Here is a 16,064-nt window from a genome sequence, read left to right on the forward strand (position 1 = left end):
TCACCAGCTGGAATCGGTGACTCCGCGGTCCGTGGTCCCGTCGTGGTCGTAGGCCTCCACATTGCTGAATCGCATGGCGGTGCTGCCGTCGTCCGGACCGGCGGCCTGCGCCTGCCGCTCGGCCGCTCCGGGCGGCGCCGTGGACGCTCTGGGCGGCTGCGGGATCTGGCTTGCGAAGTCCGGCATGTCCTCGATGAGGTCCGACAACTTCGGCAGCCGCGCCCGTCGATCGTGCAGCGGCGCCATCAATTGCTGTCCCTTGCGGGCGACGTCCACCGCCGCCGCCTGCGCGGCCTCGGTGATCGCCTTGGCGATCTCCGCATAGCTCAGATCTTCGATGCCCGGCCCGAACCGCGTCTCGATGACGGTGCCGTCGGCGTTCACGAACACCGTCACCCGTTTTCCGCGCGCCGAGGCGCTGCCGACCAGCTGGGCGCGATCCTGCTGCACCTTGGCGACGGTGCGCAGCTGCTCCTGGACTTCCTCCAGCAGCGCGGCCATCTCGGCCTTGGCGAGTTCGTTCGTCATCGTCGGCGCCGTCGCGGGATCAGCGGCGGAAACCGTCGGCGTTGCGGCGGTCCTGACGCTCGAGGTAGTCGGCGGTCCGGGTTTGGTTGGTGGAGAAGTTGCCGAACGTGGAGGCCATGTTCGCCGAGTTCGTCGTCAGATTCTTGCGCGAGGCGAAGTAGCCGTCGTTGCCGTTGGGTCCGTTGACGAACTGGTCGCCCATCTTGTCGTTGCCCCACGGCGCTCCGCGGCCGGCCAGCGAGGTCTTCAAGGTGGACATCACGGAGTCGATGCGGTCGCGAACGTGGCTGGTCTTCTGCGCCGCCTGCCGCAGCAGGTCGGGGTCGAGTTCGATCCTCTCCGCCATTTGCGTCCTCCTGCGCTCGCGCGGGGCGGACCCGCCCCCACATTCGACTCGTGTGTTTCGACGATGACAGTCGAGGGCGACTCACCCGTAGCCCGCACATGAACGGAAAGTGCCGGTGCAGTTACATGCGACAGCGACGTACACCTATCGATGGGTACGTCGAATTGCGGGATGTCCGTGCGCTTTTGGTTATCGGGGTCACCCGCGCCGATGCGCAGGCCCGATCAGCAGTTCACATCTCGACCAGCAGAGTGACCGGGCCATCATTGACCAGATCGATGTGCATATGCGCACCGAACCGCCCGGTCGCCACGGTGGCGCCCAGCTCGCGCAGCGCCCGCGCGAAAGCTTCGACGAGCGGTTCGGCGACGGCGCCGGGCGCGGCCGCCGACCAGGACGGGCGCCTGCCCTTGGTGGTGTCCGCGTACAGCGTGAACTGACTGACCACCAGAATCGGGGCCAGCAGATCCGCGGCCGATCGCTCCCCGTCGAGGATGCGCAACCGCCACACCTTGTCGGCCAACGCCTTCGCGGTGGCTTCGGTGTCGGAATGCGTCACGCCGACCAGGGCTACCAAGCCGTGCGGAACACCGCAGGCCGCCGGATCGATGCGACCGACGACCTGCTCGTCGACGGTCACCCGCGCCGAACTCACACGCTGTAGAAGGGCTCGCACAAGGCTCGATCATGCCGACCCGCCCAGCCCGGACGAGCAGGTGGGTGGCGACCTGCCGTCCTACCCGATCGGCCTGGCCGGATACAGGTGCGCGCGGGCGGCAACCATGACAAACTCGGTGCCCAGAAGGATGCGTGCGCGGGTGCCGCGCGGTGGCGGAGGATCATGCTGGAAACGAGGAGCGCGATGGATCTGGACGCGTTGGAGCGCCAGATCGCGGCGGATCGGTATGCGGCACTCGACCGTTCGGTCGATTCCGAGCTGCGCCTGGCCACCTCTCTCGGCGAACTCGCCAAGGGCCTGATCGCCACGAAGACCAACGGTTCGGTGCGCGACCGGACCAGGGAGGCGCTGGCGCCCGCCGAAGAAGCGGTGGCGATCCGCCTGCGCCTGCTGTCCCGGGGGCAGGTGCTGACCGCGCGCTTGGCCGGGGAGCTGAACGACGCGCTGCGCTCCTTCGAGCAGGCAGCGCGGCACAGTGGCCGCCGGGAACTCGCGACCACGACGATCCGCCGCGCCTGCGACGTCTACCGTCAAGTGGCGCGGGCACATCCGGAAGTCGCGGGCCCCTGCGCGGATGGATTGTCCAAATGCGGCGTATGGCTGGGCCGGCTGGACCAGGACGCCGCGGTGGCGGCCACCGAGGAGGCGGCCCGCATTCGCGCCGGCCTGGCCGCGGCGAATCCCGAGCTATCCGGCAAGTACCTGGCCAGCCTGAGCACGCTGCTGCGGACGCTCATGATCGGTCGTTCGCGCAAGCAGGCCATCGCCATGTATCGCGAACGGTACGCCGCGCTCACTTCGACCAGCATGTCGATCCGATTGCGCGCGTGCGGCATCCAGGATCTCGATCTCACCCCCAAATCGCATCGGGCGCTGGTCGAGCTGAACTGCCGCACCCTGGAGCAGGCCGGAAGGCTGACCCAGCAGCAGATCATGTTCAAGTCCTCCGGCGATCTGTCCACCGTCGAAGAGATCAACTGGAAGCTGGCCTTGGTCGGCCTGCGACCGCTCGCGCCCGGCGCGGAGCCGGATCAGCCGTCGATGCCGGTGCACATCGGCGCGACCTTCGGCGCGCTGAGCGTCTACTGCCCGGAGCGGGATGCGATCTCCCAGGTGCGCGCGGCGATCATCGCGGCATACGCCATCGATGACGCCTATCCCCTCGACCGCGAGAGTTACCTCGGTAAGCACGAGTCGAACTGGAAGATCCGCGAACCCGAGCTGAACACCTCGGCCACCCTCGGCGACGACATCGTGCTGATCGATCAGCCCTACGGCGGCTGGGTGACGGTCATGAGCCTGAACTGGGAACTCACACCGGTGGCGAAACACCCACTGGCCCTGCGCCTCTCGCAGGACTGGCCGGTGGCGGCGATCACGGTCACCGAGAATGTGGCCTACGAACTGTGCTGGTACGAGCACGGTGCGGCCACCCAGTACGCCGCGCTCGGCCGGCCGGCCGGACAGGCTCCGCTCGACAAGCCGCTCGCGCCCCTGGACTTCGAGACGCTGGCCCTCTACAACCCCGACCGTGCGACCGAGAGCAAACTGCGCGCGGCCTTCGGCAATACGAAGGTGTTCGCCAACCTCACCTATCTGCCCGACAGCGGTCTGCGCCAAATCAGTGTGAACACGCCGTTGTCCGAGCACGGCGACCGCGTGCTGTTCTTCCGCACCACACCCTGAGCGCCCCGCCAGAAGACTCCGGTCCGGCTGACCGGCGCGAAGCGGCGCGCCGGTCGGATCGGCGGTGAACAAAAATGCCGGAGGTACGGACTCCGATTCCGCGCAGGTCATTTGACCAGGTATTACGTACGCCGACGTGGATACGGTTCTCGGCGCCGCAGGATCCCGATTACCGAAACTAACGGTAACCGCTATGCCCGTAAGATTCTCGCGAACTAATTGAACGGAATGTTTATCCCGTTCCATGGAGTGCTCTACTGAAGCAGCGCCCAATGGTGAGACGGATCACATCACTGATGCCACATCACCAGCCCGGCGCCTGGAGAGAAAAGTCAGACGAAGTTACCCGAGGGCCCCATGGACCAAATGGCGTTGGCGGATACCCCGACCGCCCGATGCGCCTACTATCGACACACGTGCGACCTGCCCGCCGGAGTCCATCCGGATATCGGCCGAATCACCGTCCGCGCCGGCCTCGTCGGCGCGATCACGATGCCCGCCACGCTGGGGCAAAAGGTCCGCGATGATCTCACCCACCGCCGAATCGGTCTGGGTCCGATCATCTGTCACGAACGATCCAGACGATGGACCTTCCTGACCCGCCCTGATCTATCCGACGACGTTCGGCTGTTCGCCGAGCTGTTCCGCCTCAACGTCTCGATCGTGCCATGCGGCGGCGAGATCGCACTGCCGTCCCCCGACGACGCCACCGTGCGGTATCGGCACTGGATCGTGGCCCCGCGCAGCAATTTCCGCCCCTCCGGCTCGTCCGTCGTCGACGCCGTCCGGTCCTGCGCGAGAGCGGGGAAGCGATGACGACCGGCGCCCTGCCCGCGAAGCATCAGGTGCTGCAAGCATGCCGAGGTGAACTCCAGGAAGGCAACCAGCTGCTGCGCTGTGCACACGAGCTCACCACGTTGCACGAGCGCAGGCTCAGCGCGCAATGCGATTCGCTGGACGAGATCGATGCGTTGCGCGCGAGCCTGGTTCGCGATATCGACCGCTGGATCACCGTGCAGTTGCCGCCCGCGCACGGCGCTGCGCACGTGCACACCGAGACCATGGGCTCGGTGATCGACCGCATGGCCCAGTTCACCGCGCACGCATACGCTGCGCTGGCCAGCGCCTCGGAATGGGATCTCTGGGATGCCTGGCAGCGCTTGGCCGAACTGGCCGTCGGCTACGACGACCTGGCCGCCGAGGTCTGCGCGGGCGTCCGCCGACTACCGGGCGCCTCCTAGGGTCCGCAGCGGCGTCCCATCCATCGGGTGGGACGCCGCTTTGCGTCATCGGCCGAGTCGCTACCTACGCGTACGAAATACGCACCCCACAGCGGTTTCCGCCGCTGCGGGCGGACCAATGCGCAGCCCGCACCGAATCGAACTGCGTGGTCCCCCAGCCGAATTCGAGTAGCGATCTACTCGCGTGCCCCGTACCCCGCCGCCCATACGCTGACGGCATCGTTCAGGACAGTTCGGCACGAAGGAGGGACACATTCCGCACCGGCACCGCCGCGGGCATATCGCTTCGGTCGGACGCACAGGACGCGGGTGCAAGGAACGACGTCACCGATCCAGCGCGAGCTGGGTATCGTCCGGTGATCCGCGGTCGGCGCATGGTGCCGATACCGCGCACACGGCGAGATCGGCCAGGATGCCTGGCGTCGGTGCGGCTCGGATCCTCGCCGCGCAGCGTCACCGAATCGGGACGTCCGACCGGCGACCGCCGGGTGCTACTCGGGACGCGGGGTCAGGATCCGCGGCCCGTCCTCGGTGACGGCGACAGTGTGCTCCCAATGTGCGGCGCGACTGCCGTCAACGGTGACCACGGTCCAGTCGTCGTCCAGCACCTTGGTCTGGGTGGTGCCGAGCGTCAGCATCGGCTCGATCGCGAGAACCGACCCCACCACCAGCTTCGGGCCCTTGCCCGGTTCGCCTTCGTTGGCGAGGAAGGGATCGAGGTGCATTTCCCGGCCGATGGCGTGCCCACCGTAACCGTCGACGATGCCGTAGGCCCGCCCGTGTTCCTTCTCGGCTGCCCGGGTGCCCAGTTCGATGGCATGCGAGACGTCGGTCAGCCGGTTACCGGGCAGCATCGCCGCGATACCGGCCTCCATCGACAGCTTGGTCGCCTCGCTGAGCAACCGATCGGCCTCGATGATCGTGCCGACGCCGAAGGTCCAGGCCGAATCACCGTGCCAGCCGTCGAGAATCGCCCCGCAGTCGATGGACACCAGGTCGCCCTCGGTGAGAATCTCCTCGCCGGTCGGAATCCCGTGCACCACACGGTCGTTCACCGACGCGCAGATGGACGCGGGAAAACCGTGGTAGCCCTTGAACGACGGCACCGCGCGCGCGTCCCGGATCACCTGCTCGGCGACCTCGTCCAGCTCCAGGGTGGACACCCCGGGCTTGGCGGCCGCGCGCACGGCGACCAAGGCCTGACCGACGATCGCGCCGGCGGCCGCCATGGCATCCAGTTCACCAGCCGTCCGGAACGGCACGACCTTCTTCTTGCGGTGGAAGACCATGCGGCCTCAGCGCTCCATCGTGAGCGGCATCAGTGGCCGAGCGCGCGCAGTGCGCGCGTGTTGACGTCGTCGACCTCACCGACGCCGTCCACCGAGACGACCAGGCCGTCGTAGTGCTCCAGCAGCGGCTCGGTCTCCTCGCGGTACACCCGGAGCCGGTTGCGGATCACGTCTTCGTTGTCGTCAGCGCGGCCGCGGGCCAGCATCCGCTCGACCACCGTGTCCTCCGGCACGACGAAGCACAGCACCGCGTCGAGCTTGGTGTCCATGTCCTTGAGGATCTTCTCCAGCGCGTCGGCTTGGTCGACCGTGCGCGGGTAGCCGTCGAGCACGAAACCGTTCGCGGCGTCGGGCTCGTTGACCCGCGCCTCGACCATCCGGTTGGTCACGTCGCTGGGCACCAGGTCGCCCGCGTCCATGTACTTCTGCGCTTCGCGGCCCAGCGGCGTCTGCTGGCTGATATTCGCACGGAACAGGTCCCCGGTGGAGATGTGCGGAACGCCCAGCTTCTCCGACAGCAGGACAGCCTGGGTGCCTTTGCCGGCGCCCGGCGGACCGAGCAGTACAACTCTCACTTGAGGAACCCTTCGTAATTTCGATTCATCAGCTGGCTCTCGATCTGCTTCACGGTGTCCAAACCGACGCTCACCATGATCAGCACCGCGGTACCGCCGAACGGGAGGTTCTGGACGCCACCGGAAGCACCGATGTCGAGGAACACGTTCGGCAGCACAGCCACCAGACCGAGATAGATCGAGCCGGGGAGCGTGATACGGCTCAGGACGAAGTTGAGATAGTCGGCCGTCGGCTTGCCGGGGCGGTAGCCCGGAATGAAGCCGCCGAACTTCTTCATCTCGTCGGCGCGCTCCTCCGGGTTGAAGGTGATCGCGACGTAGAAGTAGGTGAAGAACACGATCAGACCGAAGTAGATCGCGATGTAGACCGGGTTGCTCGGATTCACCAGGTATTTCTGGATGATGTCCTGCCACCAGCTCGGATCCGGATTGTTCTGCGACGAGGTCAGCTGCGCCACCAGGTTGGGCAGATACAGCAGCGACGACGCGAAGATGACCGGGATGACGCCCGCCTGATTCACCTTCAACGGCAGGTAGGTGGAGGAGCCGCCGTACATCTTGCGGCCGACCACGCGCTTGGCGTACTGGACCGGAATCCTGCGCTGACCCTGCTCGACGAAGATCACGGCGGTGACGATCGCCAGCGCGGCGACGCACACCAGGGCGAACACCAGGCCGCCGCGGCTGTCCAGGATGGCCTTGCCCTCGGTCGGGATGCGCGCGGCGATACCCGCGAAGATCAGCAGCGACATGCCGTTGCCGATGCCGCGCTCGGTGATCTGCTCGCCGAACCACATCACCAGCGCCGCGCCCGCGGTCATCACGAGCACGATGATGATCATGCCGAAGATGCTGGTGTCGGCGAGGATGTCCTCTTGGCAGCCCTGCAGCAGCTGACCGCGGGCCGCCAGCGCGACCAGACCCGTGGCCTGCAGGATCGCCAGCGCGATCGACAGGTACCGGGTGTACTGCGTCATCTTGGTCTGGCCTGCTTGGCCTTCCTTGCGCAGTTCCTCGAACCGCGGGATGACGACCGTGAGCAGCTGGATGATGATGCTCGCGGTGATGTAGGGCATGATGCCGATCGCGAAGACCGACAGCTGCAGCAGCGCACCACCGGAGAACAGGTTGATCAGCTGGTAGATGCCTGCGTTCTCACCACCGGAGACCAGGTCGACACATTTCTGGACCGCCTGATAGTCGACGCCGGGGGACGGCAGCGCGGCACCTACGCGGTACAACGCGACCAACCCCAGCGTGAAGAGAATCTTCCGCCGTAAGTCCGGAGTCCGGAAGGCCGATACGAAGGCGGAAAGCACTGATCCTCCTGGCGCGAACGACATGGTCATGACATGGGTTGTTCAGCGATTTCTGTCCCTGCTAAGCACAGGAGGGACGCCGAAACACCATGACGAGGCTTGGCAGACAACAATTGAACTCTAACAGTGGCACCGGACGAGCCTTAACTCGTCCGGTGCCACTACTTGCAGAGTACCGTCAGCCCAGCTCGGTGACGGTGCCACCGGCGGCGGTGATCTTCTCCTTCGCCGCGCCGGTGACCTTGTCCACGGTGACCTGGACCGCGACGCCGATCTCGCCGTCGCCGAGGACCTTGACCAGCCGGTTCTTCCGAACCGCGCCTGCGGCCACGAGCTCGGCCTTGCCGACCTCGCCACCCTCGGGGAACAGCTTGGCGATGGCGCCGACGTTCACGACCTGGTATTCCGTGCGGAACGGGTTCGTGAATCCCTTGAGCTTGGGCAGCCGCATGTGAATCGGCATCTGCCCACCCTCGAAGGCGGCGGGCACGTTCTTGCGCGCCTTGGTGCCCTTGGTACCACGACCGGCGGTCTTGCCCTTGGAGGCCTCACCGCGACCCACCCGGATCTTCTCGGTCTTGGCGCCGGGAGCCGGACGCAGGTGATGCAACTTGATGGTCATGTCAGACCTCCTCAACGGTCACGAGGTGGCGCACGACGTTGATCAGCCCGCGGTTCTGGGCGTTGTCCTCGCGGACCACGGTCTTGCGAATGCCGCGCAGACCGAGCGTCCGCAGACTGTCCCGCTGATTCTTCTTGGCGCCGATCGAACTCTTGATCTGGGTCACCTTGAGATCTGCCATTACTTGACACCTCCGGCAGCCTGAGCGCGCGCACGCAGCATGCCGGCAGGAGCGACGTCCTCGAGCGGCAGGCCACGGCGGGCCGCGACCTCTTCCGGACGCTGCAGCTGCTTGAGGGCAGTGACAGTCGCGTGCACGACGTTGATGGCGTTGTCGCTACCCAGCGACTTCGCCAGAATGTCGTGGATACCGGCGCATTCCAGCACGGCACGAGCCGCGCCACCGGCGATCACACCGGTACCGGGCGAGGCCGGACGCAGCATGACCACACCGGCCGCCGCCTCACCCTGAACCGGGTGGGTGATGGTGGAGCCGATCATCGGGACGCGGAAGAAGTTCTTGCGAGCCTCCTCGACACCCTTCTGGATGGCCGCGGGAACTTCCTTGGCCTTGCCGTAGCCGACGCCGACCAGACCGTTGCCGTCACCGACGATCACGAGGGCGGTGAAGCTGAAACGCCGACCACCCTTCACGACCTTGGAGACGCGGTTGATCGCGACGACCCGCTCGAGCTGGTTCTTCTCGGCGCCGCTGTCGCGACGGTCGCCGCCACCGCGACGGTCCCCGCCACCGCGACGGTCTCCGCGACCGCCCTCGGGGGCGCTGCCATTCTGTCCGGCGGGTCCGCTTCCGCCGTCACGCCTCTGACGTCCCGGCATCAGACGTTCCTTCCGTTCTTGTTATCGATCATCAGAATTTCAACCCACCTTCGCGAGCGGCGTCGGCCAGTGCGGCGATCCGGCCGTGGTAGTCGTGACCACCACGGTCGAACACGACGGCCTCGACACCGGCGGCCTTGGCACGCTCGGCCAGCAGTTCGCCGACCCGCTTGCTCTTGGCCGACTTGTCGCCGTCCACCGCGCGCACATCGGCCTCGATGGTCGAGGCGGCGGCGATGGTCTTGCCGGCCGAGTCGTCCACCAGCTGGGCGTGCAGGTGCCGCGAGGAGCGGTTGACCACCAGGCGCGGACGCTCGGTGGTACCGGCGACCTTCTTCCGCAGGCGGAAGTGACGGCGCGCCTTGGACAGGCGGCGCTGGGTCGACACATCCTTGCCGAGGGGGATGCGCTTGGCCTTCTGGTTTTCGGTTTGCGCCATGATCACTTACCCGTCTTTCCGACCTTGCGGCGAACGACCTCGCCGGCGTAGCGGATGCCCTTGCCCTTGTACGGGTCGGGCTTGCGCAGGCCGTGGATGACCGCCGAAATCTGGCCGACCTTCTGCTTGTCGATTCCGGACACCGAGAACTTGGTGGGCGATTCCACCGCGAAGGTGATGCCCTCGGGCGCCTCGATCGGCACCGGGTGGCTGTAGCCGAGGGCGAACTCGAGGTTCTGGCCCTTCAGCGCGACGCGGTAACCGACGCCGAAGATTTCCATCTTCTTCTCGTAGCCCTGGGTCACACCGACGATCATGTTCGACACGAGGGTGCGGGTCAGGCCGTGCAGCGCGCGGCTGCGGCGCTCGTCGTCCGGACGGCCGACCTGGAGCTGGCCGTCCTCCTTGGCGATGGTGATCGGCTCGGCGACGGTCAGCGACAGGGTGCCCTTGGGCCCCTTCACCGACACGTCCTGGCCGTCGATGGTGACATCGACACCGGCCGGGATGGCAATGGGCTTCTTACCGATACGCGACATTGTCCTGACCTCCCTTACCAGACGTAAGCGAGGACTTCGCCGCCCACGCCCTGCTGAGCCGCCTGCTTGTCGGTCAGCAGGCCGGAGGACGTGGAGATGATCGCCACGCCGAGGCCGCCGAGCACCTTGGGCAGGTTGGTGGATTTCGCGTACACGCGCAGACCGGGCTTGGAGACACGGCGCACGCCGGCGAGGCTGCGCTCACGGCTCGGGCCGTACTTGAGGTCGACGATGAGCGTCTTGCCCACCTGTGCGTCCTCGGTCCGGTAGTCGGCGATGTAGCCCTCGCGCTTGAGGATCTCGGCGATGTTCGCCTTGAGCTTCGAGTGCGGAGCCTTCACCTGATCGTGGTACGCCGAGTTGGCGTTGCGCAGACGTGTCAGAAAGTCTGCGATCGGATCAGTCATGGTCATGGTTCGACCTAGACACCTTTCTCGCCGCGGTTCCCATACAGCGCCGCGCACGCACTGGCATATGCGGCGGTGGGCCTACGACAATTCGGATGGTCCGGCCGACCCTTGCCGACCGGATGAGGTACGTATCGCCCGAGCGCACGCATGCGGACATGGAGGTGCCCAGGCAACCGCTCTAGTGTAGGCAAGGGCGTCACCAGGACAAAATCGGGTCCGTCGGCGGTCGCGTTCTCGCGCATCTGGTGACCAGCAGAAACAACCTGTGATCGGCATAACATGACACCATGTCGAGCCCAGGCATCGAACGACCCGACCTCCCCGAAGCCATGACTTGGGAGGAACTCGAGCACCTACCCGAAGAGATCGCCCAGCAGATCGAGTTGTGGAACGGGCGGGTTGTCCAGCTGTCACACGCGCTTCCTGAATATCAGGCTTTGACATCCGCGTTGGCCAGCGCGTTGCAGCGGTGTGCAGATGAACAGCTACAAAGCGCCTGGCGCGTCGACTTCGAAACCAAAGTGTTCTTCGGGGAGGACGGGAAGTCAGACTTCGCTAGTCCCAACCTCCTGGCCTGCCGCCCCGAGAATGGCCTCCACGCGGACATCCGAGCCGCGAACGTCTCGCTGATCGGCGAGATCCTTCCGCCGGATCCGCTGCTGGACCGGCACGCCAGGCAAGCGCGCTACGCCGTAGCAGGCATCCCGTTTTACTGGGAAGTGACGCCGAAGCGCCGGAGTATCGCACTGGTCCGTGCGTACGCACTCGAGTCCGCCCCCGGCCAGCTCCCACCCGGCGCCCGTCCACTGCACACGGCGAACTATCTGTTGATCGGCGAGTGGTCACCGAAGGATTCCGACGCCATCACCATCGACTTCCCGTTCCCCATCCACATTCCGTGGTCGGAATTGGAGTTCTGAGTCTGCTGACGCAACCGAACGAATATGACTGCGACTTCGCCGGACTCCTCGCCCTCGCGGGCCTACATCGCCGCCGCCTTTCCGGGACATCCACCAGAATGTCGTCAACGACATATAGGCTGATGGGGTGGAGTCGCTCTACTCGATCGAGATCGAGCCCGAAGTCCGGGCCTGGTTGGAGTCACTGCCCGCCAAGCACTTCCTGAAGGTCGAGGAATACGTATCCCTACTATCCGAACGCGCCACCACACTCGGCGAACCCTTCTCCCGCTACCTGGGCGAGGGTGTGCGTGAACTCCGACCCACGCTGGACGGAGCGGCCACGCGGATCACCTACTGGTTCCGATCCGACCGCACAATCGTGTTGCTGACGACATTCCGCAAGACCAAGGACCGCGAGGACGCCGAGGTCAAACGCGCCATCGAAGCGCGACGAATCTGCGAGGCCGAACACGGCCCCGCTCACGAAGAGTTCCTGCGCACTATCGAAAAGGGAGAGTTGTGATGCCCCACAGTCGATGGAAGACGAGGAAGGGCGACGGGCTGACCGAACCCGAGGCCGTCACCGAAGTGCGTCATGAGATCCGACTGGCCATGGAGCTGGCCGCCGCCGTTTACAACCGCCGAACCGAGCTCGGACTCACCCAAGCCGAACTCGCCACCCGGGCAGGACTGACGCAGGCAAAGATCTCCCGCATCGAGGGATCGGACGCAGTTCCCACCCTTCCACTGCTGACAAAGCTGGCACGAGCACTGGATGCTTCGCTGAACATCGCGATAGACGCCGACGACGCCCGCGTCAGTTTCACACCACACAGCAGCGCGGCATAGGGCTGGCGCGTCGACTTCGAGACGCGCCCCCGGACAGACGGCTCATTGCCACAATGCTCGTATGCCTCTCGAGCGTACCGGCGACATCCTCAGCGACGATTCAGACCGCCCATAGCCACACGTCACGTTTCCACGTAGAGGCGTTCGCATGGCAATCTCGCCAATCCGATTGCGCTGCCGGGAATTACGGCAATGTCAGCGGCAGCACGAACAGCGCACCACTCCCGCACGAACAGCATGGCCGCCGTGTGGCAGGCGGCGAAGTCCAGGCTGATGCCGCCGAGCAGGACGCGTATGTGAACGTCGGGCTCGTGTGGGCACGGGCTGGTCATCGTTCGAGATCGTTCGCGCCCCGCTCCGAATGCATGTGCCGCGCGATGCCGCGCGGAATCCGCAGCCGTACCCGACCAGCCGCCACCGCTTCCACCATGGCGTTGAACCCGTCCCAGTGCCGCACGTGGTGGAGCACCTGGTCATCGGTGATTCCGCCGGGTTGCCGCTCCTCGCGTCGGCATCGCACGAAGTCAGCGGTAAGCAGGCTCACCATCTCGCCGTAGGAGTAGGGCATCTCGTGGACATCCGGGCCGGGCTGGCAGCCGTGCAGGCGTGGCGGCGCAACTACGTCCTCGATGTGCCAGTCGATCGCCCAGATATGCAGGTCCATCAGATCCGCGAGCCGACGGCTCATCGGTCGCCCTGGTCTCCCGTTCTCGTAGTGCCGAACCCACACTCCGAGCAGTCCCACGGCCGCCACCATCATCGCGTCTGTGGGCTCGGTACGAGCGTTGAAGATGTCGAAGAAAGCGCGAGTGCCGGGCAGACGCAGCTCAGCTTGCTGTATTCCGACCCAGCCATCCGGCGCGGTCATCGCTGCTCGTTTTCGACCCGCCGAATGATCTCGCTCGCCGGTACCGACTCATCCGGATCGCCGCCCAAGTCGATCACCCACGGCAACACCCAAAAGAGCAATATCAATACCCCGGCGACCGCAGCCGTGACGACCAGGACAACCGCAAGTTCGGACATTCGCTGAACCCCCTTGACGCTATGTGGTGTGGTTGCGTAGCGCCCGGCGCCCGGGAGTCCGAGGACTCGACCGAGCGCCGGGGCTGTACCTGAGATTGGCCCAGGCGAAGCAACCGCAGAGGCACAGATCGTGTCCCCGTTCGAGACCCGGAGTTGCCGTTGCCCGAGTAGCCTGAGCAGCGAAACCTTCATTCGGCCAACGGCTTAGGGAGAGCCCGGCATGGTTCATCACGAGTTCGGTCAGCGATTGCGACGGCTGCGCGAGCAGGCCGGGATGACCCGCGCTGTTCTGGGTGAACTCGCTGGGCGTTCCGCGAGTTGGGTGAAAGCGGTCGAAAACGGGCGACTTCAGCAACCACGTCTTCCGATGCTGATCCGGCTGGCGGAGATACTCGATATCAACGACCTGAAAGAGCTGACGGGCGAGCAAGCGCTCTCGCGGGCAAGCTACGGCAAAACCGTGCATCCCGCTCTAGCGAAGGTCACCGCCGCATTGGCGTCCTATCCAGTCGCGGCGAGCAGCGAAAATCCTGATCTTTCTCCCGCGGCGCTGGCGGCTCGCGCGCGACAGGCGTGGGCACTGTGGCACGGAGCGGCGTACCAGCGTTCGGCCGTGGCGACAGTCCTGCCCGACCTACTGCGAGACGCCCGGATCGCCGTACGTCAGCTCGATGGGAACGAGCGGCGGAAGGCGCTCTCCACGCTGGCACAGGTCTACCACCTCACTCAGCTCTATCTGTCGTTCCAGCCGCCTGCGTCCCTGGTACTGATGTCCGGCGACCGCGCGATGACCGCCGCGCAGGATGCCGACGACCCGTACGCCATGGCCGCAGCGGCCTGGTACGTCAATCACGTCTACCGGGACGCTGGCGAACAGCACGATGCCCGTGTCGCGCTCGCACATGAGGTTTCCAGTCTGCTCAGCCCCGAGAACGCTGGCAACGACCTGGCGCTGTGGGGTTTGCTCAGGCTCGCGATGGCACTGTCGTACGCGAAAGTGGGCCGCGAAGGCGATGCACTTCGATACTGGGATGAGGCCGACAGGGCGGCACGTGCCCTCGGTGACGAGTACAACCACCCATGGTTGATCTTCGGCCGCTCCATGGTCGACGCGTACATGATCACCATTCAGGCCGATTTGATGCATCCCGGTTTCGCAATTCAGCAGGCCAGCAAAGTCGACTTGATCGCGATGCCCTCAGCAACCAGGCGTAGCTTCCACACCGCCGAGATCGCCCGCGCCCACTACATGCGGGAAGAATCATTAGCCGCCGTGTCACTACTTACCAAGGCCCACAAGGAATCTCCCGACACCTTTGGCTTCTCGCTCTTCGCTCGGTCTGCTGTACCCGACCTTGTCGAGCATGGCGGCGCTACCGTGCGACCAGACGCCGAAAAGCTTGCCTCGGTACTGGGCCTGACCGCATAGGCGCTGGCTCACTGCCTTCGACACCACCTAGAGGACTCCGAGCGCCCGCTGCTACAAGCGCTGTCGTCACCACACGGGCAGTGACACAAGGATCGAAACGCCCAGGCCCAGCCAGGAGCTCGCGACGCCTGTTCCGAACTGCCGAGCCCTGCCCCTCAATAGCAGCAGGATGACAACTATCACTACCTCAACAGCCAAGACGAAGGCGTACAGGAAGAGCAGGTAGTACGCCGTGGCGATCAGGGGAACCGCGTTGACCAGCATGGCCACCGAGCATCCCGTGAAGGACGCTCGGCCGAATCCGGAGATCGAACCTTCGCCCTCGTCGGCGGAAGCGACCGCGATCCAGATCGCCACCAGCGGCAGCGCCAGAGGAAAGAACCGCGGTGCCGGTACGCAAAGCAGCACCGACGACGCTGTGATCATGCCGAGCGCGACACCTCTGTGTCTCGGAGAACTGGACCATCCCAGTCCAACTCCGACGAGCGCGCCGACAGCGGATATGGCCAAGTAGCAGCCGACAGGTGGCTCTGCGATCCGGGTAGATCACCGCCATCGCGGCTGCAACGGCGATCAGCTGAGGAATGAACCACAGCGAAGTGGTCCAAGTCGCGGCAGTCCAATACCCGGAACCCGTCCGCAGAGCGCGGAGGCCGACCATCGTTCACCCTCCCTCTGAAACATGAGCCGCAGCCCTCGGTGCTGAATCGGACGGCGGACCCTATCTGCCCAATGGATGATCGTCCTCGGTAATCGTGCGAACCGACGGAGCCCTGTCGAGCGTCTCAGCCACAGTCACTGGAAGATCGGTCGTCACCGGGTATCCAGGGGCTGGTCGCCCGGGTATTCCTGGTACGTCCTGAACTGGTCGAAGATTTCGGATCGGTACCGGGAAGCTCATGATGGAATGGCAGGTTCACACTCGGTCCCCACGAACTGGCTTACCGCCCCCGTGCGGGTCGCCCGAGTTGATATCGGAAACGGCCGCGAGTCGGTTGGCCGCGTCGATATCGGTGTTCTGGAACTTGTCGGCAGACAACGCCAGCAGTGCCGAGAACTGATTGAACCGAGCCCGCAACACATCCTTGGCCGTCTTGCTCCTGCCATCGCTATCGCTGAGGGCCGACCCGACGGCGGAGCCCTTCAACTTATCGGCGACCGGCTCAGCGCCCAGATGCGGTGCACGATCGATTTCGCCGGGCAACAGCGCCATAGACCCCGCCGCAGCCCGCAGCGTATCCGGGTCTACCTCGAATGCCATGCCTCCCCCTAGATTCCGCACCCGGTATGTCGCACAGCCTGCAAGTACAGCTGCAGTCCAGGCCGACGGATCTCGGTACAGCTT

Annotated in this window: 23 protein-coding genes; 7 read left to right on the forward strand and 16 right to left on the reverse strand. The window is 65.4% G+C overall.

Annotated elements, in window-relative coordinates; genetic code table 11:
• The 3 genes from IU459_RS08885 to dtd form a co-directional block, all read right to left on the reverse strand.
• Positions 1 to 528, reverse strand: a complete 528-nt coding sequence (locus IU459_RS08885; RefSeq protein WP_195128996.1) for a YbaB/EbfC family nucleoid-associated protein — start codon at positions 526 to 528, stop codon at positions 1 to 3.
• Positions 529 to 547: 19 nt separating this feature from the next.
• Positions 548 to 874 carry a WXG100 family type VII secretion target gene (locus IU459_RS08890; protein WP_195128997.1) on the reverse strand — a complete coding sequence of 109 codons (327 nt, stop codon included), beginning with the start codon at positions 872 to 874 and terminating at the stop codon, positions 548 to 550.
• A gap of 232 nt (positions 875 to 1,106) precedes the next feature.
• Positions 1,107 to 1,550 carry a D-aminoacyl-tRNA deacylase gene (gene dtd / locus IU459_RS08895; protein ID WP_195128998.1) on the reverse strand — a complete coding sequence of 148 codons (444 nt, stop codon included), beginning with the start codon at positions 1,548 to 1,550 and terminating at the stop codon, positions 1,107 to 1,109.
• Between the two features lie 165 nt (positions 1,551 to 1,715).
• Between dtd and IU459_RS08900 the strand changes: the two genes are divergently transcribed.
• The 3 genes from IU459_RS08900 to IU459_RS08910 all read left to right on the forward strand — a co-directional run bounded on the left by IU459_RS08900 (position 1,716) and on the right by IU459_RS08910 (position 4,480).
• Entirely contained in the window at positions 1,716 to 3,239 is a 1,524-nt protein-coding gene (locus IU459_RS08900; RefSeq protein ID WP_228837620.1) for a hypothetical protein, read from the forward strand.
• Between the two features lie 366 nt (positions 3,240 to 3,605).
• Entirely contained in the window at positions 3,606 to 4,055 is a 450-nt protein-coding gene (locus tag IU459_RS08905) for a DNA-directed RNA polymerase subunit beta (RefSeq protein ID WP_228837621.1), read from the forward strand.
• Positions 4,052 to 4,480 carry a DUF4254 domain-containing protein gene (locus tag IU459_RS08910; RefSeq protein WP_195129000.1) on the forward strand — a complete coding sequence of 143 codons (429 nt, stop codon included), beginning with the start codon at positions 4,052 to 4,054 and terminating at the stop codon, positions 4,478 to 4,480. The genes IU459_RS08905 and IU459_RS08910 overlap by 4 nt, the downstream gene beginning before the upstream one ends.
• Positions 4,481 to 4,971: 491 nt before the next feature.
• Here the strand turns inward: IU459_RS08910 and map are convergent, their stop codons facing one another.
• The 9 genes from map to rpsH form a co-directional block, all read right to left on the reverse strand.
• Positions 4,972 to 5,769, reverse strand: coding sequence for a type I methionyl aminopeptidase (map, locus tag IU459_RS08915; protein ID WP_195129001.1), 798 nt, complete (start codon positions 5,767 to 5,769; stop codon positions 4,972 to 4,974).
• Between the two features lie 29 nt (positions 5,770 to 5,798).
• Positions 5,799 to 6,344 carry an adenylate kinase gene (locus IU459_RS08920; RefSeq protein ID WP_195129002.1) on the reverse strand — a complete coding sequence of 182 codons (546 nt, stop codon included), beginning with the start codon at positions 6,342 to 6,344 and terminating at the stop codon, positions 5,799 to 5,801.
• On the reverse strand, positions 6,341 to 7,663 hold the full coding sequence (gene secY / locus IU459_RS08925) for a preprotein translocase subunit SecY (protein ID WP_195129003.1): 1,323 nt from the start codon (positions 7,661 to 7,663) through the stop codon (positions 6,341 to 6,343). The genes IU459_RS08920 and secY overlap by 4 nt, the downstream gene beginning before the upstream one ends.
• A 178-nt stretch (positions 7,664 to 7,841) precedes the next feature.
• Positions 7,842 to 8,285, reverse strand: coding sequence for a 50S ribosomal protein L15 (gene rplO / locus IU459_RS08930; protein WP_067464140.1), 444 nt, complete (start codon positions 8,283 to 8,285; stop codon positions 7,842 to 7,844).
• 1 nt (position 8,286) lies between these two features.
• Positions 8,287 to 8,466, reverse strand: coding sequence for a 50S ribosomal protein L30 (gene rpmD / locus IU459_RS08935; protein ID WP_039795559.1), 180 nt, complete (start codon positions 8,464 to 8,466; stop codon positions 8,287 to 8,289).
• Positions 8,466 to 9,125, reverse strand: coding sequence for a 30S ribosomal protein S5 (rpsE, locus tag IU459_RS08940; RefSeq protein WP_195129004.1), 660 nt, complete (start codon positions 9,123 to 9,125; stop codon positions 8,466 to 8,468). The genes rpmD and rpsE overlap by 1 nt, the downstream gene beginning before the upstream one ends.
• A 31-nt stretch (positions 9,126 to 9,156) precedes the next feature.
• Positions 9,157 to 9,564, reverse strand: a complete 408-nt coding sequence (gene rplR / locus IU459_RS08945; protein ID WP_228837622.1) for a 50S ribosomal protein L18 — start codon at positions 9,562 to 9,564, stop codon at positions 9,157 to 9,159.
• A 2-nt stretch (positions 9,565 to 9,566) separates the two neighbouring features.
• A complete protein-coding gene (gene rplF, locus IU459_RS08950; protein WP_195129005.1) occupies positions 9,567 to 10,103 on the reverse strand; it encodes a 50S ribosomal protein L6 in 537 nt (178 codons plus the stop codon).
• A 14-nt stretch (positions 10,104 to 10,117) separates the two neighbouring features.
• A complete protein-coding gene (rpsH, locus tag IU459_RS08955; protein ID WP_195129006.1) occupies positions 10,118 to 10,516 on the reverse strand; it encodes a 30S ribosomal protein S8 in 399 nt (132 codons plus the stop codon).
• Between the two features lie 284 nt (positions 10,517 to 10,800).
• Here rpsH and IU459_RS08960 point away from each other — a divergent pair, with 284 nt between their 5' ends.
• The 3 genes from IU459_RS08960 (at position 10,801) to IU459_RS08970 (ending at position 12,264) form a co-directional block, all read left to right on the forward strand.
• Positions 10,801 to 11,433, forward strand: a complete 633-nt coding sequence (locus IU459_RS08960; RefSeq protein WP_195129007.1) for a Uma2 family endonuclease — start codon at positions 10,801 to 10,803, stop codon at positions 11,431 to 11,433.
• Positions 11,434 to 11,560: 127 nt separating this feature from the next.
• Positions 11,561 to 11,938, forward strand: coding sequence for a type II toxin-antitoxin system RelE/ParE family toxin (locus tag IU459_RS08965; RefSeq protein WP_195129008.1), 378 nt, complete (start codon positions 11,561 to 11,563; stop codon positions 11,936 to 11,938).
• Entirely contained in the window at positions 11,938 to 12,264 is a 327-nt protein-coding gene (locus IU459_RS08970; RefSeq protein ID WP_195129009.1) for a helix-turn-helix domain-containing protein, read from the forward strand. Before IU459_RS08965 ends, IU459_RS08970 begins: the two co-directional genes overlap by 1 nt.
• A gap of 328 nt (positions 12,265 to 12,592) precedes the next feature.
• Here the strand turns inward: IU459_RS08970 and IU459_RS08975 are convergent, their stop codons facing one another.
• Positions 12,593 to 13,132, reverse strand: a complete 540-nt coding sequence (locus IU459_RS08975; protein ID WP_195129010.1) for a hypothetical protein — start codon at positions 13,130 to 13,132, stop codon at positions 12,593 to 12,595.
• Positions 13,129 to 13,290: a hypothetical protein gene (locus tag IU459_RS08980; RefSeq protein WP_195129011.1), complete on the reverse strand. Its 162-nt coding sequence runs from the start codon at positions 13,288 to 13,290 to the stop codon at positions 13,129 to 13,131. Before IU459_RS08980 ends, IU459_RS08975 begins: the two co-directional genes overlap by 4 nt.
• A 220-nt stretch (positions 13,291 to 13,510) precedes the next feature.
• Here IU459_RS08980 and IU459_RS08985 point away from each other — a divergent pair, with 220 nt between their 5' ends.
• On the forward strand, positions 13,511 to 14,719 hold the full coding sequence (locus IU459_RS08985; RefSeq protein ID WP_195129012.1) for a helix-turn-helix domain-containing protein: 1,209 nt from the start codon (positions 13,511 to 13,513) through the stop codon (positions 14,717 to 14,719).
• A gap of 66 nt (positions 14,720 to 14,785) precedes the next feature.
• Here the strand turns inward: IU459_RS08985 and IU459_RS08990 are convergent, their stop codons facing one another.
• On the reverse strand, positions 14,786 to 15,145 hold the full coding sequence (locus tag IU459_RS08990) for a hypothetical protein (protein WP_195129013.1): 360 nt from the start codon (positions 15,143 to 15,145) through the stop codon (positions 14,786 to 14,788).
• A 490-nt stretch (positions 15,146 to 15,635) separates the two neighbouring features.
• Complete coding sequence (locus IU459_RS08995) at positions 15,636 to 15,932, reverse strand: hypothetical protein (RefSeq protein ID WP_228837623.1); 297 nt, start codon at positions 15,930 to 15,932, stop codon at positions 15,636 to 15,638.
• Between the last annotated feature and the right edge of the window lie 132 nt (positions 15,933 to 16,064).

This window comes from Nocardia amamiensis, from assembly GCF_015477605.1.
Classification (GTDB): domain Bacteria; phylum Actinomycetota; class Actinomycetes; order Mycobacteriales; family Mycobacteriaceae; genus Nocardia; species Nocardia amamiensis_A.